This is a genomic window from Pseudomonas sp. SbOxS1 (genome assembly GCF_013416725.1).
Taxonomy (GTDB): Bacteria; Pseudomonadota; Gammaproteobacteria; order Pseudomonadales; family Pseudomonadaceae; genus Aquipseudomonas.
Genome location: NZ_JAAVXC010000004.1, coordinates 601,854 through 623,870, shown reverse-complemented (window position 1 = coordinate 623,870; position 22,017 = coordinate 601,854). Strand labels below are relative to the sequence as shown.

At 60.4% G+C, this 22,017-nt stretch carries 19 protein-coding genes and 2 tRNA genes; 5 read left to right on the top strand and 16 right to left on the bottom strand.

The annotated features are described in order from the left end of the window. Positions 1-156: 156 nt before the first annotated feature. The 4 genes from HFK74_RS09190 to HFK74_RS09175 all read right to left on the bottom strand — a co-directional run bounded on the left by HFK74_RS09190 (position 157) and on the right by HFK74_RS09175 (position 4,757). Positions 157-1,452, bottom strand: a complete 1,296-nt coding sequence (locus HFK74_RS09190; protein WP_180203225.1) for a virulence factor family protein — start codon at positions 1,450-1,452, stop codon at positions 157-159. Next, positions 1,452-4,094, bottom strand: coding sequence for a bifunctional lysylphosphatidylglycerol flippase/synthetase MprF (gene mprF, locus HFK74_RS09185; protein WP_180203224.1), 2,643 nt, complete (start codon positions 4,092-4,094; stop codon positions 1,452-1,454). Before mprF ends, HFK74_RS09190 begins: the two co-directional genes overlap by 1 nt. A 278-nt stretch (positions 4,095-4,372) precedes the next feature. Then, positions 4,373-4,449: transfer RNA gene (locus HFK74_RS09180), tRNA-Met, on the bottom strand. Between the two features lie 231 nt (positions 4,450-4,680). Then, a tRNA-Met gene (locus HFK74_RS09175) sits at positions 4,681-4,757 on the bottom strand. Between the two features lie 297 nt (positions 4,758-5,054). Between HFK74_RS09175 and dinB the strand changes: the two genes are divergently transcribed. Continuing rightward, positions 5,055-6,119, top strand: a complete 1,065-nt coding sequence (gene dinB, locus HFK74_RS09170; protein ID WP_180203223.1) for a DNA polymerase IV — start codon at positions 5,055-5,057, stop codon at positions 6,117-6,119. Between the two features lie 101 nt (positions 6,120-6,220). On the opposite strand, the gene HFK74_RS09165 is transcribed toward dinB, so the two are convergent. The 4 genes from HFK74_RS09165 to HFK74_RS09150 form a co-directional block, all read right to left on the bottom strand. Beyond that, on the bottom strand, positions 6,221-7,174 hold the full coding sequence (locus tag HFK74_RS09165) for a hypothetical protein (RefSeq protein ID WP_008060685.1): 954 nt from the start codon (positions 7,172-7,174) through the stop codon (positions 6,221-6,223). 17 nt (positions 7,175-7,191) lie between these two features. After that, positions 7,192-8,907: a proline--tRNA ligase gene (locus HFK74_RS09160; protein ID WP_180203222.1), complete on the bottom strand. Its 1,716-nt coding sequence runs from the start codon at positions 8,905-8,907 to the stop codon at positions 7,192-7,194. A 142-nt stretch (positions 8,908-9,049) separates the two neighbouring features. Further along, the gene (locus tag HFK74_RS09155) at positions 9,050-10,609 is read right to left on the bottom strand and encodes an AmpG family muropeptide MFS transporter (protein ID WP_180203221.1); all 1,560 of its coding nucleotides are present in this window, start codon (positions 10,607-10,609) and stop codon (positions 9,050-9,052) included. A gap of 44 nt (positions 10,610-10,653) precedes the next feature. Further along, entirely contained in the window at positions 10,654-11,007 is a 354-nt protein-coding gene (locus HFK74_RS09150) for an MGMT family protein (protein ID WP_180203220.1), read from the bottom strand. Positions 11,008-11,170: 163 nt separating this feature from the next. Between HFK74_RS09150 and HFK74_RS09145 the strand changes: the two genes are divergently transcribed. Beyond that, positions 11,171-12,178 (top strand): DUF481 domain-containing protein, encoded by a 1,008-nt coding sequence (locus HFK74_RS09145; RefSeq protein ID WP_180203219.1) that lies wholly within the window; start codon positions 11,171-11,173, stop codon positions 12,176-12,178. A gap of 113 nt (positions 12,179-12,291) precedes the next feature. Here HFK74_RS09145 and HFK74_RS09140 read toward each other — a convergent pair whose 3' ends face one another. After that, complete coding sequence (locus HFK74_RS09140) at positions 12,292-12,501, bottom strand: cold-shock protein (protein WP_002554837.1); 210 nt, start codon at positions 12,499-12,501, stop codon at positions 12,292-12,294. Between the two features lie 353 nt (positions 12,502-12,854). Here HFK74_RS09140 and dcd point away from each other — a divergent pair, with 353 nt between their 5' ends. Both dcd and HFK74_RS09130 read left to right on the top strand, forming a co-directional pair. Further along, positions 12,855-13,421, top strand: coding sequence for a dCTP deaminase (gene dcd / locus HFK74_RS09135; protein WP_007940589.1), 567 nt, complete (start codon positions 12,855-12,857; stop codon positions 13,419-13,421). Between the two features lie 107 nt (positions 13,422-13,528). Beyond that, positions 13,529-13,738, top strand: coding sequence for a hypothetical protein (locus HFK74_RS09130; protein WP_008060697.1), 210 nt, complete (start codon positions 13,529-13,531; stop codon positions 13,736-13,738). Positions 13,739-13,772: 34 nt separating this feature from the next. Here the strand turns inward: HFK74_RS09130 and pdeM are convergent, their stop codons facing one another. Then, a complete protein-coding gene (gene pdeM, locus HFK74_RS09125) occupies positions 13,773-14,426 on the bottom strand; it encodes a ligase-associated DNA damage response endonuclease PdeM (RefSeq protein WP_180203218.1) in 654 nt (217 codons plus the stop codon). Next, positions 14,426-16,912, bottom strand: a complete 2,487-nt coding sequence (locus HFK74_RS09120; protein ID WP_180203217.1) for a ligase-associated DNA damage response DEXH box helicase — start codon at positions 16,910-16,912, stop codon at positions 14,426-14,428. Before HFK74_RS09120 ends, pdeM begins: the two co-directional genes overlap by 1 nt. An 80-nt stretch (positions 16,913-16,992) precedes the next feature. Between HFK74_RS09120 and HFK74_RS09115 the strand changes: the two genes are divergently transcribed. Continuing rightward, the gene (locus tag HFK74_RS09115; protein WP_180203216.1) at positions 16,993-17,526 is read left to right on the top strand and encodes a hypothetical protein; all 534 of its coding nucleotides are present in this window, start codon (positions 16,993-16,995) and stop codon (positions 17,524-17,526) included. Positions 17,527-17,572: 46 nt separating this feature from the next. Here the strand turns inward: HFK74_RS09115 and HFK74_RS09110 are convergent, their stop codons facing one another. From HFK74_RS09110 to HFK74_RS09090, 5 genes are read right to left on the bottom strand one after another with little or no spacing between them, the layout of a single operon-like run. Then, entirely contained in the window at positions 17,573-18,337 is a 765-nt protein-coding gene (locus HFK74_RS09110; RefSeq protein ID WP_020797089.1) for an ABC transporter ATP-binding protein, read from the bottom strand. Between the two features lie 13 nt (positions 18,338-18,350). Continuing rightward, entirely contained in the window at positions 18,351-19,469 is a 1,119-nt protein-coding gene (locus tag HFK74_RS09105; RefSeq protein WP_180203215.1) for a succinylglutamate desuccinylase/aspartoacylase family protein, read from the bottom strand. Positions 19,470-19,493: 24 nt separating this feature from the next. After that, entirely contained in the window at positions 19,494-20,204 is a 711-nt protein-coding gene (locus tag HFK74_RS09100; protein ID WP_180203214.1) for an ABC transporter permease, read from the bottom strand. Next, the gene (locus HFK74_RS09095) at positions 20,201-20,929 is read right to left on the bottom strand and encodes an ABC transporter permease (RefSeq protein ID WP_008060712.1); all 729 of its coding nucleotides are present in this window, start codon (positions 20,927-20,929) and stop codon (positions 20,201-20,203) included. The genes HFK74_RS09100 and HFK74_RS09095 overlap by 4 nt, the downstream gene beginning before the upstream one ends. Positions 20,930-20,985: 56 nt before the next feature. Further along, positions 20,986-21,768 carry a transporter substrate-binding domain-containing protein gene (locus tag HFK74_RS09090; protein WP_008060714.1) on the bottom strand — a complete coding sequence of 261 codons (783 nt, stop codon included), beginning with the start codon at positions 21,766-21,768 and terminating at the stop codon, positions 20,986-20,988. Positions 21,769-22,017: the final 249 nt, after the last annotated feature.

The following is a 22,017-nucleotide window of genomic DNA, read 5'->3' as shown; positions in this document are numbered from 1 at the left end:
AGCCTGCTCGCGAAAAACCTGAGTGCACCGCGGGCATTCAGACAGCCAGCGTTATCGTTGACGTCCATCGCGAGCAGGCTCGCTCCTACAGGGTGGTGTTGCATGAAAAAGCCCCCGTTGCCTTGCGGTAGCGGGGGCTTTTTTGTGCGGCCCGGATTATTCCTGGGCTTCAGTTTCCTGCGCTTGCCGCTTCTGGATCACATCCACCAGCCGCTGCGCCAGGGCCGGGTAGTTCTCGTCGAAGTGGTGGCCGCCAGGCAACTTGATGGCTTCGCCCACCGCGGTCTTGTCGGTGCAGCCGCTTTCGTCGATTTCTTCTTCGCCGAAGATGCACACCACTTTGGCGGCGGGCAGCTTGGCCATTTCCGGGCCGGTGGCGGCTTCTTTGCCGGCGTTGCCGAGCCAGCCTTCGACTTCGATTTCGAAGCTGCCGGTGCGGGCGAAGGCCAGCAGGATAATGGCGTCGACGCGCTGCTGCTCGGACTCTGCCAGGCGGTTGTAGATCGCTGGCAGCACATCGGCACCGAACGAGTAGCCGGTCAGGATGAAGCGCTTGGTGCCCCATTTCTGCCGGTAGTGCTGCATCAGTTCGGCGAGGTCCAGGGCGCTTTGCTCTGGGCTCTTGTGCTGCCAGTAGTAGCGCAGGGTGTCGATGCCGACCACCGGGTAGCCGATCTTGGCCATCTCACCCGCTACGTCGCGGTCGAGGTCGCGCCAGCCGCCGTCACCGGAAAGGAACAGCGTGACGGTATCCTTGGCCTGACCAGCCGGCACTTCGACCACCGGAATTTGCAAGCCGCCCGCGTCCTTGTCGCCACCGACCAACAGTTTGCGCAGTTCGTTGTTCAGCACTTGCGGCAGGTTGATGTCGTAGTCGCTGATGCTGGTTTCGGCGTTGGGCTGGTCACGCACGAAGCCAGCGCTGGTGTCGTCCGGGTTGTCGTTCCACGCCACCAGCCAGTGGCCATGGGCCGCGCTTTTCGGCAGCAGGTGGGTGCAGCCGGGTTTTTCCAGGGCCAGGTCCACCGACACGGCCTGGGCCTTGTCGTTCTTCTGCTCGGACAGCCAGCGCCAGGCCAGCACCGCGCCCGGGCCGATGCCGCTGACCAGGGTGGCCGGGCCTTTCAGTTCGCGCAGGCCCGATTGCAAGGCACGGCTTTGCAGCAGGCAGTCCTTGGGCAGGATTACCTGGACAATCTGCGCCGAACCGCTACGGCTCAGGGTCAGCAATTGCTTGTCGCTGAGTTTCTGGTCTTCGTTGACCGCCACCAGTACCTGGGCCTTGGGCGTGGTGCCGGGGATAACGCGGGTCATCGCCGCGCCATCGGTCGGGGTCAGCAGTTCGAGGGTCGGTTCCGGTGCCGGGCGTTTGAGGTACCAGTAGCCACCACCGAGAATCAGGGCCACCACTACCAGGGTGCCCAGTACATAGCGCAGGGAGCGTTGAATCATCAGCGTTTCACCAATCCAGTCAAGCCGCCCGCGATCAGGGCGGCAGTGTCGGCCAAGGCAACCAGCGGATCGAGTCCGGCGGGCACGGCCATATAACGGGGTTCCCAGTCAGGCTGGAACTTGTCTTTGAAACGGCGCAAGCCTTGGAAGTTGTAGAGCTGCTCACCACGGCGGAAGACCATCGAGCCCAGGCGCTGGGTCAATGGTGCGCCGCGACGGGGTTGCAACCCCGACAACGGCACCATGCCCAGGCTGAAGCGCGCGTATCCGTGACTCTTATAATGCTGGATCAGGCCGACCATCATGAACTCCATGGTCAGCTTGGGGGCGTCCGGGTGCGCGCGCATCAGGTCGAGACTGGCCAGGTCATGGCCGTAGGTCTCGAGCAGGTTGGCGAACGCGACCGGGCGGCCTTCGAAACGGATCACCGCAATGCGGAAGTGCTTGAGGTAATCGTCGCTGAAGCGGCCGAGGGAGAAGCCTTTCTCGCGCACGTTCTTGCCGGTCAGCCAGGCATCGGAAATCACCTTGAGTTCGTCCATCGGCGCCTGGCCCGGCTCATGGATTTCCAGCGACAGGCCGTCGCGGGTGCCACGGTTCCAGGTGTAGCGCAGGTCCTTCATCTCCTTGCCCTTGGCCTCGAGGTCAAAGCGCTTGAGGTCGACCCTGGCTTCTTCGCCCAGCTTGATCGCGGTCAGGCCGATGTCCATGTAGTACGGCAGGTTCTCCGCGCGCACTTGATAGAACACGGGGCGGGCGTGATGGATGTCGCACAGGTCGCGGAACTGCCAGATCATTTCCGCCCGTTGCTGGCCCGGACCGATCGGGTCATACAACGCTACGAGGCTGCGGCCGCGGCGGGCGTACATCAGGAACGCCTCGTCGTTGGGGTGGAACAGCAGCGCCTTGTCGCCGGTCAGGGCCAGGCCGCCATCTGGTTGGGCGGATGCCATGAGAATCTTGCTCGCGCGCTCCAGCTCATCGGCTGTCGGCAGGTGGATGACCGGGCGTGCGGTGCGCAGCAACCAGGTCAGGGACACCACCACCAGCAGGACCGCCGCGCCGAGCAGCGAGCGCAAGCCACGGGGGGCATCGGCATCGAGGGTGAACTGCCACCAGAGTTGATGGCTGTAGGGAACGTCCTGGTACGCGAACAACAGCAGCCACATCGAGGCACCGAGTACGCACACGCTTGCCACCAGGTACAGGGGCGAGAACGGCACCTCGGTCAGGCGGCTGGGGCGATAGAACGAGCGCCGGAAAACCCCCAGCAGGCTCGCCGTCAGCACCATCAGAGTGGCTTCCTCCCAGTCGAACCCTTTGAGCAGGGAGAGCAGGGCGCCGACCAGCAGCAGAATGGTGGTCAGCATCCAGGCTGCCGACAGTCGACGACGCAGGCCTTGGGCCAGCAACAGGCACAACACACCGATCAGGCTGGCGCCAAAGTGCGAGGCGTCGACCAGACGATGCGGGATCAGGAAGCCGATATGTTCAAGGCGCGTGTCGATTTCCGGTGTCGCGCCGGAGAACAGCAACACAACGCCGGACAGGAACACCAGCACCGCCAATATAGGCGCGGCCAGGCCTGAGGCGGCACGCAGGGTCTGACGCGTCTGAAACAGGCGCTGGCCTTCACTGATCAACAGGAACAGGCAGGCCACCAGCATCGGCAGCACCACATAGATCAATCGGTAGAGCAGCAGGGCGGCAGCCAGTGGCGCGGCGCCGAGCTTGTCGGAGAAAGCCGCGAGCAAAATCGCTTCGAATACGCCGACCCCGCCCGGTACATGGCTGAGCACGCCAGCGGCCAGGGCCAGTAGGTAAACCAGGAGAAACGCGCCGAACGGTGGCGCTTCCGGCAACAACAGATAGAGCACGGTGGCGGCAGCGGCCACGTCCAGTGCGGTAATCACCAGTTGCAGGAAGGTCAGGCGGCGCCCGGGCAGGCGCAAGGTGCGGCGACCGATCTGCACCAGCAGGTTGTCGGCGTACGGTTGTTCCGGCAGGCGCCGACGGTAGATGCCGATGGCCAGTACCGCGAACAGCAACAGCACAGCCGTCGCGATGGTGCCCAGCAGGACTGGTGAGAGCCCCAGGGCGGTGGAGGCTGCGGGCAGGTCGCTGAGTGTCGCCAGCGCGGCAAGCGGTGGCAGGGCGCAGCCGAGCGAGAGGCTGGCGAACAACGTCATGCGCGCGACTTCAGTGGCGCCCAGGCCATGGCGCGCATACAGGCGGTAGCGAACCGAGCCGCCGGACAGCATCGAAAGACCAATGGCATTGCCGATCGCGAAGGCAGTGAAGCCGCCCAGTGCCAGGGTTCGCGGTGCCAGGCTGACGCCGGCGTAGCGGCTGGCCGACCATTCATAGCCCAGCAAAATGATGAAGCCTGCGACGGTAGCAGCCAGCGCGCCCAGCAGCGCCGGTTGCGGAACCTCGAGGATCGAGTCGTGCAAGGCGTCCAGGTCGAGTTCGCTCAACAAGTGACGGCAGGCAATCAGGGCAATGGTGAACAACAACAGGGTGACCGCCAGGCCGATGGGTTGACGGTACTTGCTGATCAGGTCAAGCAAACGCAGCCGTTGCGCCTTGATCGGTTGTGTCGCTGTGACGGTGTCTTGTGGATCAGACGAGTTGGCGCGCATCAATCACCTCTTGGATTGTGCGCGACAGGATGGAGGTATCCAGCCAAGTTACCAATCCCTGTAGAAAAAAATAATCACGAATAATAACGCCTGGCACCGAGTCCCGGTGACAGTTCGTCTTGAGTCGTAGAGCGTGCAATGTGCGATTGAGCATAGTCGGAACTCAGCGCATCGGTGAGCCCGGAAGGTTCACCACACAGTGACAGATCATTGTTGCGAAAGGACTTTTTCTACAGATACAAAAAAGGCCACTCTTTCGAGTAGCCTTTTTTGATGTTTGGTTGCGGGAGCCGGATTTGAACCGACGACCTTCGGGTTATGAGCCCGACGAGCTACCAGACTGCTCCATCCCGCGTCTGTGTGGCGGCATTCTATAGAGAATCGCCGGGGTGTCAACCGTTAATCCCAAACTGGGTCAAATAAGTTTGAGAAAGGGCAAAAAGCGCGAGGAGTGGACCTAAGTTTCGGAATCAGAACGATTTCTTATGGCGTCGTGCTACAGGCCGCCATAAGGGGGGGAGGATGCTGATCACAAAACTGACACGCACAAAAAAGGCCACTCTTTCGAGTAGCCTTTTTTGATGTTTGGTTGCGGGAGCCGGATTTGAACCGACGACCTTCGGGTTATGAGCCCGACGAGCTACCAGACTGCTCCATCCCGCGTCTGTGTTGGCAATTCTATAGAAATGCGCGGGGGTGTCAACCTGCAATTTTGACAAAACCTCTTCCGGTTCAATCGCTTAGCTGCATATTGCGGCGCTCGGGTGGCCTGAGAGGCAGGCGTGGCAAGGCCTGCGGCTCTATTGGAGCCAACTTCTTGATTGAGAAAATAAATTCAACGGAGCGTTCCTGCGAGTGAAAAGGAACGCTCAAGATACTGGTGCTATATACAGTTGTCAGTGAGATACTGTTTTCCTACACCGCGTGACGCTATTTCTACCCCATGAACACCGCGTTGAAATGACCCAGCGAAAAATCATCCACGTCGATTGTGATTGCTTCTACGCCGCCATCGAGATGCGGGACGACCCGCGCCTGGCTGGAAAACCCCTGGCGGTCGGCGGGTCGGCAGACCGGCGTGGCGTGATAGCCACCTGCAATTATGAAGCCCGGGCCTATGGCGTGCGCTCGGCCATGTCCTCGGGGCACGCATTGAAGCTGTGCCCGGACCTGACGATCGTCAAGCCGCGCATGGACGCCTATAGAGAAGCGTCCAGGGAAATTCACACGATCTTTCGCGACTACACCGAGATCATCGAGCCGCTTTCCCTGGATGAGGCGTACCTCGATGTGTCGGATAGCGCGCATTTTGGCGGCAGTGCCACGCGAATTGCCCAGGACATTCGTCGGCGCGTCTCCAATCAATTGCATATCACCGTCTCCGCCGGGGTGGCGCCCAACAAGTTCCTGGCCAAGATCGCCAGTGACTGGAAAAAGCCCAACGGATTGTTTGTCATCACCCCGGATCAGGTCGAGGCGTTTGTCAGTGGCTTGCCGGTGAGCAAGCTGCATGGGGTCGGCAAGGTCACCGCCGACAGGCTGGGCAAGCTCGGCATCGTCGACTGTTCCCAGCTGCGCGAGTGGGACAAGTTGGCGCTGGTGCGCGAATTCGGCAGTTTTGGCGAGCGACTCTGGAGCCTGGCCCGTGGGATCGATGACCGCCTGGTGCATAACGACAGCCGCCGCCAGTCCATCAGTGTCGAAAACACCTACGACGTCGACTTGCCGGACCTGCGCAGTTGCCTGGACAAGTTGCCGGAACTGCTGGAAACCCTCGCCTCGCGCATGGCGCGAATCGACAGCAGCTATCGGCCGGGCAAGCCCTTCGTCAAAGTGAAGTTCCATGATTTCACCCAGACCACGCTGGAGCAGGCGGGGGCGGGGCGGGACCTGGGCAGTTATCAGTTGTTGCTGACGCAGGCGTTCAACCGTGGCGGTAAACCGGTGCGGTTGTTGGGCGTGGGGGTGAGGCTGGAGGATTTGCGTGGCGGGTTTGAGCAGATGGAGTTGTTTGAGCGGTTGTAGGAGCGAGCTTGCTCGCGAAAAAACCACAGGCGCCTTTTGGCATCTGGTTTTACGCGTTATCGTTCACGACCTTCGCGAGCGAGCTCGCTCCTACAAAAGCTTTAATTGGGTCCCGGATCCGCCACCAGTCGCCCGGCATCCTTGGTCAAGGACTTGAGGAATTCGGTCTGCAGCTCCGGATCGTTGCGAGTCAGCTCGATCAGGCTCTGTTCCAGCTCGGTGGCTTCTTCTTCCAGGCCCAGTTCCGACAGGCGCTTGACCCGGTGAACCCACTGACTCACTTCGTCGTCTTCAAGATCGTCGTAAATCAAGCCATGGGCTTCGAGCAACTTGCCACGCAAGGTGCTGCTCAGTGCGAGCGACGAATCGCTGTGCACATCGTCCTTGGCGTCCTGGACGTTGATCTGCAGTTTGCTCAGATGATTGAGGTCATGTTCGGCGAACGGGCTGTCCAGCAGGTTCAGGCGCAAGACGCCGTTCTTGTCGGTGCTCAGCTCGAAGGTTTCCTTGCCAGCCTTGACTTCGACCGGGCGCTCGCTCCAGGGCAGGCTCGAGTACTCCGTGCGTTTGTCGAGCTGCACTTCGTCGATACCGGCCAGGTTCTGCTGGGCGCGACCATGGGATTGCACGTTCATGAACGGGTTGAGCCCGGCGAAGCCGTAGCTGAACCAGTCCCTGGTCATGCTGTCCGGCAGATTGCCCAGGGCAAACACGTTGGCCACGTTGGCGCCGACCCCGGCCACCACCGCGACCGCGCCCAGCGGGATTTCATAGACCTCCCGCCAGGGTTGGTACGGCGTGTAGCGATCGTAATGGCGGGTGACCTCGAACTCGGTGACTTCGAAAGTCTTCTGCTCGTGGATTTTCACCCGGCGTTGAGGGAGCTCAAGCACCTTGGGCTCACCCACATCGATCTGCAGGCTGTGATCAAGCAATTTGCGCTCGACACGTTCCTCGTGCTCGCTGCGTTGTGACATGTGGTTGGCACAGCCGCTGACCAGCAGGGTGCCGCACAGGGCGGCACCACCGAGGCCTAAGGTGTTTCGCTTGAACATGACGTCTCTATCTGGTTTCAGCGGCGGATACGGGCCTGAAGGAAAGGCAGCACGTCAGCAACCGGCAGCGCTTGCGGCTCGGCCTCGGTACGGCTCTTGTATTCCAGGTTGCCTTCGGCAAGGCCGCGGTCACTGACCACGATCCGGTGAGGAATGCCGATCAGCTCCATGTCCGCGAACTTGATGCCCGGGCTGGTTTTCTTGTCGCGGTCGTCCAGCAGCACTTCGAAGCCGGCGGCAGTCAGTTCTGCGTACAGCTTGTCGGTGGCTTCGCGAACCAGGTCGGTTTCGTAGCGCAGTGGCACCAGGGCAACCTGGAAAGGTGCCAAGGTGTCGCTCCAGATGATGCCTTTGTCGTCGTTGTTCTGCTCGATGGCAGCCGCAACCACGCGGGAAACGCCGATGCCGTAGCAGCCCATTTCCAGGGTGACCGGCTTGCCGTTCTCGCCCAGCACTTCGCACTTCATCGCCTTGCTGTACTTGTTGCCCAGCTGGAAGATGTGCCCGACTTCGATGCCGCGCTTGATTTCCAGGGTGCCCTTGCCATCCGGGCTTGGGTCGCCGCTGACCACGTTACGCAGATCGGCAACGGTCGGAACCGGCAGGTCGCGTTCCCAGTTCACGCCGAAGTAGTGCTTGTCGTCGATGTTGGCACCGATGCCGAAGTCGCTCATCAGCTCCACGGAACGGTCGATGATGATTGGCAGTGGCAGGTTCAGCGGGCCCAGGGAGCCGGCGCCGGCGCCAATGGCGTCGCGCAGTTCGGCATCGGAGGCCATGACCAGCGGGCTGGCGACGCCAGGCTGGTTGGCGGCCTTGATTTCGTTCAGCTCGTGGTCGCCACGGATGATCAGGGCGATCAGCTTGCCTTCTTCTTCGGCGTGCACGATCAGGGTCTTGATGGTCTTTTCAATCGGCAGATTGAATTTTTCCACCAGCGCAGCGATGGTCTTGGTGTCTGGCGTGTCGACCAGGCGCAGCTCTTCGCTTGGCGCTGGACGCGAGGTTTCACGCGGTACGGCTTCGGCTTTCTCGATGTTCGCGGCGTAGTCGGAGCCGTTGCTGAAGACGATATCGTCTTCGCCGGACTCGGCCAGTACGTGGAATTCGTGGGAACCGGCGCCGCCGATGGAACCGTTGTCGGCTTCAACCGGACGGAACTTCAGGCCCAGGCGGGTGAACACGTTGCAGTACGCCTGGTGCATGCGATCGTACGTGACCTGCAGCGATGGCTGGTCAGCGTGGAACGAGTAGGCGTCCTTCATGATGAATTCGCGGCCGCGCATCAAGCCGAAGCGTGGACGGATCTCGTCACGGAATTTGGTCTGGATCTGATACAGGTTGATCGGCAGCTGCTTGTAGCTGCTCAACTCGTTGCGCATCAGGTCGGTGATGACTTCTTCGTGGGTCGGGCCTGCGCAGAAATCGCGACCGTGGCGATCCTTGAAGCGCAGCAATTCAGGGCCGTACTCTTCCCAGCGCCCGGATTCCTGCCATAGCTCAGCCGGTTGAGTGCTCGGCATCAACACTTCGAGCGAGCCGGCGGCGTTCATTTCTTCGCGAACGACGGCTTCGACCTTGCGCATCACTCGCAAGCCCATCGGCAGCCAGGTGTACAGGCCCGAGGCGAGTTTGCGGATCATGCCGGCGCGCAGCATCAGCTGATGGCTGATCACGACCGCGTCGGAAGGCGTTTCTTTTTGTGTGGCAAGCAAAAATTGACTGGTGCGCATGGTTGGCCGTTATCGATTGCTGATGACGAGAAATGACGGAGCATTGTACGGGCGAGTTCCGCTGTCGTACAGGCGTGCGGTCGGTGCGGTGGCAGGAGGACGGGATTGACCCCGTCCTCTGTAGGATTTCTGCTGGTGTTCCCTACGATTCTTCCACGACCTGGGTAGGAGCCGGTTCCGCTTTCGGTGTCGGACCTGCGCGACGGTTCTCCTGGAACCAGTGCAAGGCGATCAGCAGCAGCGTCGGAACACCCAGCAGGGCGGTGATCAGGAAGAAGTTGTGGTAACCGAATTTCTCTACCATGACGCCCGAATAACCACCGATCAGGCGCGGCAGCAGGAGCATGATCGAGCTGAGCAGGGCGTATTGGGTGGCGGAGAACTTGAGGTTGGTCAGGCTCGACAGGTAGGCGACGAATGCCGAGGTCGCCAGGCCCGAGCTGAAGTTGTCCAGGGAAATGGTCAGGATCAGCATGTTGAGGTTGGCGCCCATGTCGGCGAGCAACAGGAACAATATATTGGTGCCCGCCGACGCTGCGCCGCCAATGAACAGGATCGGCAGGATGCCGAAACGCACGATCAGCAGGCCGCCCATGCCGGCGCCCACCAGGGTCATGATCAGGCCGAAGATCTTGCTGACGCTGGCGATCTGGTCCTTGGTGAAGCCCTGGTCGATGTAGAACACGTTGGCCATCACGCCCATTACCGTATCGGACATCCGGTAGGTGGCGATCAGCCCCAGCAGCAGCAGTGCTTGCCAGCGATAACGCAGAATGAAGTCGTTGACCGGCGTCAGCACCGGTGCCAGGCCTCGGCGACCCATGGCCGACAGGCACAGGGCGGTGAGGGTGGTGTAGAGGATGGCGCGCAGGAACGCGCGGTCTTCGAGCAGCAGGTCGAGCAGGCTCTCTCCTTCGAACAGCACGCTGGCGAAGTCGGTGTTGTAGAGCTGGGTAAACATGGCCGGCACGGACACCAGCAGCACGATCAGGACGAACACCGAGGCCAATTGATGCACGAAGCTGTAGCGCCCGGCCTGCAATTGCGTGCGCAGGGGTACCGAAGGCTCACGCATGAACAGCGAGGTGAGCAGCGCCGGGACCATCAGGGCGCCGAACAGCAGGTAAGTGCCAGCCCATGCCGAATGTTTGTAGTTGAAGCCGGTGGAGCCGAAGCCCTCGGCGAAGAACAATGCGCCGGCGGTGGCCAGCAGTGCGGCGATGCGATAGCCGGACATGTAGCTGGCGGCGAGCGCCGCCTGGCGACTGTCATCCGCAATCTCGAGGCGGTAGGCGTCCACTGCAATGTCTTGCGTTGCCGAGGCGAAGGCCACGACCACCGCGATGGCGATCAGCCAGGACAAATGCTTTTGCGGGTCACAAAAGCCCATCCCGACCAGGCCCAGAATCACCAGCGCTTGCGACAACACCAGCCAGGAACGTCGTCGGCCGAGTTTGCCGAGCAACGGCAGGCGCCATTGGTCGAGCAGGGGAGACCAGACCCATTTGAAGGCATAGGCCAGGCCGATCAAACTCGCGTAGCCGATGGTTTCGCGCGCCACACCGGCTTCACGCAACCAGACCGAAAGCGTCGAAAACACCAGCATGTAGGGCAAGCCGGCGGCGAAACCCAGCAATAACAGTACGAGCGTCGAAGGGCTGGCATAGGCAGCAAGCGCGGCGCGCCAGGTTTTACGGGGCATGGGCTGGAGTCTGCCTCAAGAAATACGGAAACAAAGCGCGCACTCTAACCGCTGTGCTCTACCGGGCGCCACCCATGGCGCTGAATATCAACACGATTGTTCAGGACACTGATGCCTTCCATGCGTAGTCGCGCGCGCTGTTCGTCCCCGGAGGGACTGCCTGCGGGCAGGCTCAGGCGCCCGCCGGCGCCGAGCACGCGATGCCAAGGCAATTTGCTGTCGCCGGGCAGTTGGCTCAGTGTCCTGCCGACCCAGCGAGCGGCGCGTCCCAGTCCCGCCAGTTCGGCGAGTTGACCATAACTCACGACCTTGCCTTCGGGTACTTGCGCAAGTGTCAGGTAGAGCGCCGTGCGTCGGATTTGCGCGGCGCTTTCGGGTTTTTCGGTCGGCTCGATCACGTTTGCAGTTCCTGAAGTCGTTCGCAGTACCGTCTGTAGAGTAAATGCTGGATTGCCAGTTGAGAAATGAACTCAATAGAAAAAGTTGGGTCAGTCGTTGCCAGGGTCTTATTCCTGAGGATAATGCCGACTTTTTTTCGCGAACCCGAGCCCGTTTTTGCTTATGTTGTCCAGAACCTTGCTGTGCCTCGCTGTCATCAGTGCTTCCACTCCCTTGCTCGCCGATACCGTCTGGTTGAAGAACGGTGACAAGCTGAGCGGCAAAATCATCCTGTTCGACGGTGGCAAGTTGCTGGTCCAGACGGAGTACGCCGGTGCGGTGCCAATCGACTGGAAGCAGGTCAAGACTCTGGAAAGTGATCAGCAACTGCTGGTCAAGCAGGACGCCTACACCGGCGAGAAGGCCAAGTCGCTGCGCGCGGCGGATGATGGCAAGGTGACCCTGGAAAACGGTGATGGGCCCAAGACGGTAGAGCTGGCGAGCGTCCAACAAATCCTCAAGCCCAAGCCTGTGGTCGAGGATCTGGTGTGGAAAGGCAATATCGATGCGGCGCTGGATTATCAGCGGGCTGACAAGGATACCGACGATTACGACATCGACTTCAAGACCACGGCGCGCCATGGTCGGTGGAGACATACCGCAGAAGGCGAGTACAACCGCGAATTCCAGGATGACGTGGTCACTACCGATAATTGGCGGGGAGAGTACTCCCTCGACCGTTTCCTGACGGAAAAATGGTTCTGGCAAGGTCGCCTGGTCTACAAGCGTGACAAGGTCGAGGATCTGTCCCGCCAGCGTACCGTCGGTACAGGTCCTGGTTATCAGTTCTGGGATGATGAACTGGGTGCGTTCTCGCTCGGTTCGCTGGTCAACCGGACGGACTATCAATTCGCCGACGGCAGTAAGGAAAACTTCTATTCGGTGGCCATGAAGTGGGATTACAACCGCTATCTGATTGGCAAGAAAGTCGAGTTCTTCACCAATGGTGAGGTGGGTAAACCATTGTCCGGCGTGGCCGAATATGCCCTGGATGCCGAGATGGGCTTGCGTTACAAGGTGACAGACTGGGCGTCGCTGAATCTCAAGGCCGAGCGAGACATTATCGACGGGACGGAGGATGCGGACCTGGACAAGACCCGATACACGGCCGGATTCGGCGTGACCTGGTAAGGCATAAAAAAATCGCGACCTGCGGGTCGCGATTTTTTTTGCCCGGCAAAAACACACGGGCACAAAAAAGCCCCGCTTTTGAGGGCGGGGCCTTTTACTAAAGCAAGTACAAGTTAGATAACTTGAACTTCTTCAGCTTGCATGCCTTTCTGACCGCGGGTAGCGATGAAAGAAACCTGTTGGCCTTCTTTCAGGCTTTTGAAGCCGTCGGATTGGATAGCTTTGAAGTGAACGAACAGGTCGTCACCGGATTGTGGAGTGATGAAGCCGAAGCCTTTTTCATCGTTGAACCACTTAACGGTACCGGTTTGGCGATTAGACATGGTGTAACTCCTTGAACAAAGATAACTGCGACTCAGGAAGAACCCTGGCCGAGACTGAGTGCAAAGAGCAGGAAAAATTCTTGTAGATGGTTGGATCGAAATTCAACATATCGTGTAGAGATTCTCAGTGACACAAGCAGCACAGTGGCGCCACCTTAACCCTTTTTCCGGAACGTGCCAATGCTTCTTGCGAAGGTTTCTCTGTTTTAAGGATCGACGGTGTGACGCTTCGTCGCCAGCGCAGGTAAATCCTGACTGTCCGGCGAGAATTGCAGTGCGGACTTTGAACCCGGCGGCGCGCCCGGTAAGATGCCGGACAGAATTTTTCGACCTCGCTATTCAGGACACCCGCCATGAGCATCAAATCGGACAAGTGGATTCGCCGCATGGCGCAGGAACACGGCATGATCGAGCCTTTCGTCGAGCGCCAGATGCGCGGCAGCGACGACAGCCGTGTGATCTCCTACGGCGTGTCCAGCTACGGCTACGATGTGCGTTGCACCAATCACTTCAAGGTGTTCACCAACATCAATTCGGCCATCGTCGACCCGAAAAACTTCGACGCCGGCAGTTTCGTCGATATCCACAGCGACGTGTGCATCATTCCGCCGAACTCCTTCGCCCTGGCCAGCACCGTCGAATACTTCCGCATCCCGCGTAACGTATTGACCATTTGCCTGGGCAAAAGCACCTACGCGCGCTGCGGTATCATCGTCAACGTCACGCCGCTCGAGCCTGAGTGGGAAGGTCACGTGACCCTGGAGTTCTCCAACACCACCAACCTGCCGGCGAAAATCTACGCCAACGAAGGCGTGGCGCAGATGCTGTTCCTCGAATCCGACGAAGAGTGCGAAGTCTCCTACAAGGACCGTGGCGGCAAGTATCAGGGCCAGCGTGGCGTCACCCTGCCACGCACCTGAGTCAGCCGTCCGACGGACCTTGGGAATTCCTGGGCGAGCGTACACTCTATGGAGTGTACTGTTCCGATTCGCGCAAGGCGGATCGGGCCATCGCCCAGGAGTGCTTTATGAAGATCGATCCCAGAATAAGTGCCGAACTGGCAAGGCTTGAGCCCAATCAGGTTGGCGTTTTGGCCTGGTCCTTGTTGGCACACCCGCCCGTCAGCATGGCAGGGGGCATCCCTGGCCAGCCTGATCCCGATACCCCCAACGAACAACCGACCGAGCCCGGTGAGCCAACCCTGCCCGATGAGCCGCCTCCTGCGCCGGTGGCCTGAGATCTCCTTTGGGGTGGCCGGTCGACCGGCTGCCCTATACGGGCCATATTTCGTTGTCGCCGATGACAAAAATCCTGCAATGGTCGTCCCGTTTTACCGGATAGCCCCCGGTAAATGCGCCGAAGGCTGGTAGCAGGCTGATTTCCTCGCCAAGCCTGAAGCAGGCCAGTCGCAAGCTTTGCCGACCCCGACCGTTGAGCCGATAAACCGGATGCACGTGACCGGCGAGCACATGTCGATCCGGATGCGGTTGCGGTTCGTGCTGCAAAGCGAACGGCCCCAGCAGCAACGGCTCCGGCACCACGCGTATGTTCAACGAGGCCGGAGGATCCCCGGCGCGCTTGTCGTGGTTGCCGCGAATCAGTGTCATGGGCAGCTCTGCATTGCGTGTTCGCCAGTCAGCCAAGGCATTGAGCGTGCCGGTGGCATGGGAACCTGGGCCGTGAAGAAAGTCGCCGAGGAAAATCAGCTGTCGGCAGGGCAGGGTGGCCAGCAGTCCGTCGAGCACGGCGATGTTGTGGCGGGTGGTGCCTTGGGGGACTGGTTGGCCAAGGCTTCGGTAGGCGGCGGCCTTGCCAAAATGCACGTCGGCGATCAACAAGGCTTGCTGGGCAGGCCAGTAGAGGGCTTTTTCCGGCAGCAGCCAAAGTTCCTCGCCGGCCAGTCGCACGGGGTAGGGCGTATTCATCAGGCTTTCCCGGTTGTGGCGGTTTTCTCGAGGTCGCTGACCATGCGCCTGATGCGGTCGGCGAGTTTTTCCGAACTCATGCTCTCTCGCATACGTTCCACCAACAGTGGAAACCCGAGGGGTGTAGGGCGTTTGACGTGATGCAGGTCGAGATGCAGATGGCTGATGTGCGCCAACGTCTGCTCCAGGCGATGAATATCCAGTTCTTCCCGTAGGACTTCTTCGCCGGCCTGGGCCAACAGCAAATTGCCCGTGTCGTACTGTTTGAACACTTCGAAAAACAATCCGCTCGAGGCTTGAACCTGACGCGTGCTTTTCGGTGCACCGGGGTAACCGGCGAACACCAGCCCGGCGACCCGGGCGATTTCCCGAAAGCGCCGCAAGGCCAGCTCTCCGGCATTCAGGCTGGCGAGTACGTCCCTGAGCAAATGCTCTGGACTCAACAACCCCGGATTCAAGGCTTGCGCCCAGTCCACAGGGGTGGCGCTCAGCAGTTCCAGCCCGTAATCATTGACCGCGATGGAAAACGTCACGGCCTGCTGCTGGCTGACTCGCCACGCCAGCAAACTGCCCAGGCCCAGATGCACCTGACGGCCGGCGAAGGGATAAAGGAACAGATGCCAGCCCTCACGGGACTTCAACGCCTCGGCCAGCAACGATTGCAACGTTGGCAAGCCAGACCAGCGTTGCTGCACCTCCAGCAGCGGGCGCAGTGCCTGCATTTCCGGGCCGCTGAACTCGCCGCGCGCCGCCGCACTGAAACGCGCGACCACCGCTTGCGCCAGCTCATTGGAGAGTGGCATCCGTCCGCCATTCCAGCGTGGCACTGCGGCTTTCTTCACGGTGCTGCGTTTGACGTAGGCGGTCATGTTTTCCACGCGCACCAACTCCAGCAGGCGTCCGGCAAACAGAAAACCGTCGCCCGGCTTGAGCCGTGCGATGAAACCTTCTTCAACACTGCCCAGTTGCTTGCCACCGCCGCCTTTGCTCCAGAACTTCAACTGAATGCTCGCATCGCTGACAATCGTGCCGATGCTCATGCGGTGGCGTCGGGCCAATCGCGCGTCGGGGACACGCCAGATTCCCTGTTCATCCGGTTCGACCCGGCGGTAATCCGGATAGGCTGTCAGGGAAAGCCCGCCATGGCGTACGAAAGCCAGCGCCCAGGTCCAGTCCGCCTCGGTGAGATCACGATAGGCCCAGGCGGCGCGGACCTCATCAAACAACTGCTCGGGCACAAACCCTCCGCCCAGCGCCATGCTGACCAGATGCTGGACCAGCACATCCAACGGTTTATGGGGTGAGGTTCGAGGTTCGATCCGTCGCTGCGCCACCGCGTCCTGTGCCGCAGCGGCTTCGATCAGTTCCAGGCTGTGGGTCGGCACCAGTGTTACCCGAGACATTCGCCCCGGCGCATGCCCCGAACGACCCGCACGCTGCATCAGCCGCGCCACGCCTTTGGCTGAGCCAATTTGCAGCACCCGTTCCACCGGCAGGAAATCCACACCCAGATCCAGGCTGGAGGTGCAGACCACCGCCTTGAGTTGGCCTTCCTTGAGCGCGCGCTCCACCCAGTCTCGGGTTTCACGGGACAACGAACTGTGATGCAACGCGATCAGCCCGGCCCAGTCCGGCCTTGCTTCAAGCAAGGCCTGATACCAGATTTCCGATTGCGCCCGAGTATTGGTGAAGACCAGGCTGCTGGCGCTGGCCTCCAGTTGCGCGGCGACCTGCGGCAACATTTTCAGGCCGATATGTCCGGCCCATGGAAAGCGTTCGATCCCGGGCGGCAACAACGTATCGACCTGCAGTTTTTTATCGGCCCGGCCTTGAACGCTGATGCCGCCGCCCTGTGGGATCAATACCTGCTCGGCGTGGTCTTGATTACCCAGCGTCGCGGAAACGCCCCACACGATCAATTGCGGGTTCCAGCGGCGCAGACGGGCGAGCGCAAGTTGCAGTTGCACGCCGCGCTTGTTGCCGAGCAATTCGTGCCATTCGTCGACCACGACCATGCGCAAGGTCGAGAGTGCTGTTTGTGCATCGCCCCGGGCGAGCATCAACGTCAGGCTTTCCGGGGTGGTAATCAGCGCGGTTGGCAGGCGTCGGCTCTGGCGCGCACGTTCGCTGCTGCTGGTATCGCCTGTGCGCAGGCCGACGCTCCACGGGATCTGCAGGTCGAGCAGCGGCCCTTGCAGCGCGCGGGCGGTGTCTGCAGCCAAGGCGCGCATCGGGGTTATCCACAATACGGTCAGGGGCTCGGCCACGGGCTTTCGTTTACGTGGTGTTTCAACCGCAGGTGAACAGCGTGCGAAGCGATTGAGCGCGCCGAACCAGACCGCGTAGGTTTTACCAGCACCGGTGCTGGCATGGAGCAACCCGGACTGCCCGCGCTTGATGGCTACCCATACCTGTTTCTGAAACTCGAATGGCTTCCAGTCGCGAGCGGTAAACCAGCGTTTGGCGAAGTCGTTGTGGGTTCCCATTCGGGCCGCGTGCGCTCTGGAAGGCTTCTTTCAATGACCACGCCGGCCTGGCAAAGGTTTAATCAAATGAATGGGCCGGCATGTTTCTCGCCGTGCGCTTTTCATATTCGGAAAAAACTGTGTCTGTCGTTGAAACCTTTGGGCCGCCAGGCCGTGGTTTTATCGCTGCGCTGTTCGCCAGGCAGCGTTTCGCAAAGGCCGACAGCCAGTCGAAGAATATGAAAAGGAGCATTCAGATGAAGTCAGTTCGTGCAGGACATTTGCACGCCGATTTGCTCACGACGAGTGAGTGCCTGGCGTTTCGGGCAGCGCCAACGCTGGACTTTTTCGAGCTGCCAGGCCTGCATTGCCTTGGCGCGAGCAATGGCCAGGACAAAACGTTTTACGTCTATCTGCCACAGGGCATCGAGAGTGGCAGGTTTGCCCTGGGGCTGTGTGAGCGGTCCCCCATGATCGTTCATGTGACGGGCGGCTCGGAGGCGGAGCTTTATCGAGGATCGCTTGAATTGGCGGTAGGAGGCGACGCACAGTTTGCCGGAAGTTTCCGAGGCCTGGATGCCGAAGGTGTCGAGGTGGAAAACGGCAGCTTCAGGCTGGAATTCGCAACACCTTGAGTGACGGAAGCCAGTCAGCCTGGCCCCCGTTTCAAGGGCGGAGCAGTTACTTCAGGTTGCCGCTGAGGAACTGTTTCAATCGCTCGCTTTTCGGGTTGCCCAGCACATCCTCCGGCGCACCTTCTTCCTCCACCAGCCCCTGGTGCAGGAACAACACCTGGCTCGACACTTTGCGCGCGAAGCTCATTTCATGGGTGACCATGATCATGGTCCGGCCTTCTTCGGCCAGGCCCTGGATCACCTTGAGCACTTCACCCACCAGTTCCGGGTCCAGCGCCGAGGTCGGTTCGTCGAACAGCATCACTTCCGGCTCCATGGCCAACGCGCGGGCAATTGCCACCCGTTGCTGCTGGCCACCGGACAGGAACGCCGGGTACTGATCCGCGACGCGCGCCGCGAGCCCGACCTTGTCGAGGTAACGTCGGGCACGGTCTTCGGCTTCCTGCTTGCTGCAGCCCAGCACCCGGCGCGGGGCCATGGTGATGTTTTCCAGCACCGTCATGTGGCTCCACAGGTTGAAGTGCTGGAACACCATGGCCAGCCGGGTGCGGATGCGTTGCAGTTCATCGGCATCGGCCACGTGCATGCCGTGACGATCCTTGATCATGCGGATGGCCTGGCCGTCGAGGCTCATGGCACCGTCGTTGGGCTGTTCGAGGAAGTTGATGCAGCGCAGGAACGTACTTTTTCCGGAGCCGCTGGCACCGATCAGGCTGATGACATCGCCCGTGTTGGCCTTGAGCGAAACGCCCTTGAGCACCTCATGATCGCCATAACTTTTATGCAGGCCTTCAATGGTCAGTTTGTACATGGAGCATGCATCCTCAAGGCGAAAGTAGGTAGCCGCTGCGGTAGGCCTCGGCGCCCGCGACGTGGGCGATCACCATGCCAGCCGTGGCCATGCGGCGCAGCGAGCGGGCGTACATCAGGCCGGCGACCGTGCAATGGACAGGCGTGACATGGTCGCTGATCGGGTCGATGATTTCGGCGATCAGTTGCCCGGCTTCCAGGTATTGCCCCGGCAGCGCACTGAACACCAGCAAGCCGCCGACCGGCGTCGCCACAGGTTCCACCCCGGCCAGGGGGGTGGCCGGGTAGGGCAGGTCGGGCAATGGCGCCGACTCACCGGCAATCGCGCCGAAATCAATCAGGTAGTCAATCAGCGCCTGACTGTCGAGGCTGGCCAGTGGGTGGTTGACGTCGCCCTGGCCGCGCAGTTCGACGGTGACCGAGAAACTGCCCAAGGGAATGTCGAACTGCTCGCCGAAGCGCTCTTTCAACTGCCACCAGAGCAGGGTGAAGCACTCATCGAACGATTGACCGCCGGAGTCGGTAGCCAGCAGGCTGGCTTGGGAGCCGATGTAGCGGGCCAGCGGCTCGACCTGCGGCCAGGCTTCAGGTGTGGTGTACAGGTGGGCGACAGCCTCGAAATCGCAATGCAGGTCCAGCACCATGTCGGCATCGCAGGCCAGCCGTTGCAGGGTCAGGCGCTGGGATTGCAACTGGGTGCTGGCGGTCTGCCGCGTCAATGCGTGGCGCAGGCTGTCGCGGATCAGTTCGAGGTTGCGCTGCGGGTCGTCGCCGAGCTGGCCTTCGATCCCGTTGCCGACTTCTTCGCTCAAATCGACGAACCAGCGGTTGAAGTTCTGCCCGCTTTCGAGCTCATAGCGGCCCAGCGGTACATCCATCAGCACCTGTTCCAGGCCCGCCGGGTTGGCCACGGGCACCAGGACGATTTCGCTGCGCAGGCGCCCTGCGGCTTCCAGCTCCGCCAGGCGTTGCTTGAGGTGCCACGCCACCAGCATGCCGGGCATTTCATCGGCGTGTAGGGACGACTGGATGTAGATCTTGCCGTTGGCCGGTTGCGGCCCGAAGTGAAAACTGTGGATCTGTCGTGTGGTCCCCGGCAGTGGGGCCAGCAGGTCATGTATCTGGTGGCGCATTTGTCTTGTTTCCCGAAGCGGGTCCTAGTGAGTTGGCCCGAGGAAGGCCAGCCATCGGCGTTCGGCGAGGCGGAACAGGCCGACCAGCGCAAAGGTGACGGTCAGGTAGATCAGGGCGGCGATGCCAAACGACTGGAAGGTCAGGAAGGTCGCCGAGTTGGCGTCCCGAGCGACTTTCAGGATGTCCGGGATGGTCGCGGTGAATGCCACGGTGGTCGAGTGCAGCATCAGGATCACTTCGTTGCTGTAGTAAGGCAACGAGCGACGCAGGGCCGAAGGCATGATCACGTAGGCATACAGCTTCCAGCCTGTCAGGCCGTAGGCCTTGGCCGCTTCGACTTCACCGTGGGCCATGCTGCGGATCGCCCCGGCGAAAATCTCCGTGGTGTAGGCGCAGGTGTTCAGGGCGAACGCCAGGATGGTGCAGTTCATCGCATCGCGAAAGAAACTGTCGAGTAACGGTTGCGCGCGCACGGCAGCCAGGCTGTAGATCCCGGTGTAGCAGATCAGCAGCTGGATATACAAAGGCGTGCCGCGGAACAGGTAGGTGTAGAACTGCACCGGCCAGCGAATGTAGAAGTGCGGTGAAACCCGGGCGATCGACAGCGGAATCGAGACGATGAAACCGATGAAAATCGACGCACTGAGCAACCACAGGGTCATGGCCAGGCCAGTGATGTTGTTGCCATCGCTGTAGAGGAAGGGTTTCCAGTATTCCTGCAGGAGTTCGATCATCGCACGGCCTCCCGGGTACCCGCGGCGTAGCGGCGTTCGAGCCAGCGCAGTATGAAGTTGGAAACACTGGTGATCACCAGGTAGATCAGGGCGGCGAGCACCAGGAAGTAGAACAGTTGGTAGCTGCTTTTACCCGCATCCTGGGCTGCCTTGACCAGGTCGGCGAGGCCGATGATCGACACCAGCGCAGTGGCCTTGAGCATGACCATCCAGTTGTTGCCGATACCCGGCAGGGCATAACGCATCATTTGCGGGAACACCACGATGCGGAACCGCTGGCCGCGCTTGAGCCCGTAGGCGGTGGCCGCTTCGACCTGGCCGCGAGGCACGGCGAGGATCGCGCCGCGGAAGGTTTCGGTGAAGTACGCACCGTAAATGAAGCCCAGGGTCAGCACCCCGGCGCTGAACGGGTTGATCTCGATGTATTCCCATTCCATGTAATCGGTGAGCGACGTCAGCCAGGTTTGCAGGCTGTAGAAGATCAGCAGCATCAGCACCAGGTCCGGTACCCCGCGAATCAGCGTGGTGTAGCACTGGGCGAGCAGGCGCAGCAGTTTGACTTTGGACAGTTTGGCACTGGCGCCGAGCAGGCCGAGCAATACGGCCACCAGCAGCGACATCGCCGATAACTTGATGGTCATCCAGGTGCCTTCCATCAGCAGCGGGCCAAAGCCCTTGAGGCTGAAGGCGGAGAGCCCCAGATTTTGCAGGAGGTTTTCGAACATAAATCAGCAACCTGATCGGATGAAAAAAGCGCCCATCGCGAGATGGGCGCCGGGCATTACTTGCCGCTGTACAGGTTCAGATCGCCAAAGTGTTTCTTTTGAATAGTGGCGTAGGTGCCATCATCGTGTAACGCTTTGATACCTTTATCCAAAAGCGCTTTCAGCTCGGTGTTACCTTTCTTAATACCGATCGCCGTCTTGGCAGGCAGCAGTTCGCTGTCGACCGGCTTGCTAATTTCGTAATCGGCGCCATTTGGCGACTTCAGGAAGCCCAGCTCGGCTTGCAGCATGTCCTGGATCCCGGCGTCGAGACGACCGGAAGTCAGGTCGGAATACACCTGGTCCTGGTTCTGATAGGCCTGGGTTTTCACCCCAGCCTTGTCCAGGACGGCCTTGGCATAGGCTTCCTGGATGGTGCCTTGTTCGTAGCCGACAGTCTTGCCCTTCAGCGACGCGACGTCTGCGGTCACGCCAGAACCTTTCTTGGACACGTAGGCGGTTGGGCCGGAGAACAGCTCGCTGGAGAAGTCGATGACTTTTTCGCGGGCCGGGGTGACGGTCATCGACGAGATCACGCCGTCGAATTTATTGGCCTTGAGGCCAGGAATCATGCCGTCGAAGTCGCTTTCGACCCATTTGCACTTGACCTTCAGCTCGGCGCAGATCGCGTTCCCCAGGTCGATGTCGAAGCCTACCAGGTTGCCGTCGGCCGCTTTCGACTCGAACGGCGCGTAGGAAGGGTCAACACCAAAACGCAATTCCTTGTATTCCTTTGCCAGCGCGGAACCGGCTGCCACGCACAACGCCAGTGCAGAAAGGGTCAGCAATGCTTTTTTCATTATTCAATCCCTAAGAACCAATATGAGCGCTTGTGGCGCAGAATTATTGTTACTGGTAAGCGTAAGCCCTAAAGAAAGTAGCAATTTCCGAACCATAGTGCCGAACAAGCGTTTAAAAGGTATTTCGGAAAATTGCAGGAGGGGATTAGTGCACGAAAATGGGCGTCATGAAAAGCCCGCACTTTTTTGGATCAAAGTGGCGAGGGGATTTATCCCCGTTGGACTGCGCAGCAGGCCCATATCAGGGGT

Coding starts and splice junctions, on each gene's coding strand:
- HFK74_RS09190 (WP_180203225.1), bottom strand. CDS start 1,452: ATGATTCAACGCTCCCTGCGCTATGTACTGGGCACCCTGGTAGTGGTG.
- mprF (WP_180203224.1), bottom strand. CDS start 4,094: ATGCGCGCCAACTCGTCTGATCCACAAGACACCGTCACAGCGACACAA.
- dinB (WP_180203223.1), top strand. CDS start 5,055: ATGACCCAGCGAAAAATCATCCACGTCGATTGTGATTGCTTCTACGCC.
- HFK74_RS09165 (WP_008060685.1), bottom strand. CDS start 7,174: ATGTTCAAGCGAAACACCTTAGGCCTCGGTGGTGCCGCCCTGTGCGGC.
- HFK74_RS09160 (WP_180203222.1), bottom strand. CDS start 8,907: ATGCGCACCAGTCAATTTTTGCTTGCCACACAAAAAGAAACGCCTTCC.
- HFK74_RS09155 (WP_180203221.1), bottom strand. CDS start 10,609: ATGCCCCGTAAAACCTGGCGCGCCGCGCTTGCTGCCTATGCCAGCCCT.
- HFK74_RS09145 (WP_180203219.1), top strand. CDS start 11,171: ATGTTGTCCAGAACCTTGCTGTGCCTCGCTGTCATCAGTGCTTCCACT.
- HFK74_RS09140 (WP_002554837.1), bottom strand. CDS start 12,501: ATGTCTAATCGCCAAACCGGTACCGTTAAGTGGTTCAACGATGAAAAA.
- dcd (WP_007940589.1), top strand. CDS start 12,855: ATGAGCATCAAATCGGACAAGTGGATTCGCCGCATGGCGCAGGAACAC.
- HFK74_RS09130 (WP_008060697.1), top strand. CDS start 13,529: ATGAAGATCGATCCCAGAATAAGTGCCGAACTGGCAAGGCTTGAGCCC.
- pdeM (WP_180203218.1), bottom strand. CDS start 14,426: ATGAATACGCCCTACCCCGTGCGACTGGCCGGCGAGGAACTTTGGCTG.
- HFK74_RS09120 (WP_180203217.1), bottom strand. CDS start 16,912: ATGGGAACCCACAACGACTTCGCCAAACGCTGGTTTACCGCTCGCGAC.
- HFK74_RS09115 (WP_180203216.1), top strand. CDS start 16,993: ATGTTTCTCGCCGTGCGCTTTTCATATTCGGAAAAAACTGTGTCTGTC.
- HFK74_RS09110 (WP_020797089.1), bottom strand. CDS start 18,337: ATGTACAAACTGACCATTGAAGGCCTGCATAAAAGTTATGGCGATCAT.
- HFK74_RS09105 (WP_180203215.1), bottom strand. CDS start 19,469: ATGCGCCACCAGATACATGACCTGCTGGCCCCACTGCCGGGGACCACA.
- HFK74_RS09100 (WP_180203214.1), bottom strand. CDS start 20,204: ATGATCGAACTCCTGCAGGAATACTGGAAACCCTTCCTCTACAGCGAT.
- HFK74_RS09095 (WP_008060712.1), bottom strand. CDS start 20,929: ATGTTCGAAAACCTCCTGCAAAATCTGGGGCTCTCCGCCTTCAGCCTC.
- HFK74_RS09090 (WP_008060714.1), bottom strand. CDS start 21,768: ATGAAAAAAGCATTGCTGACCCTTTCTGCACTGGCGTTGTGCGTGGCA.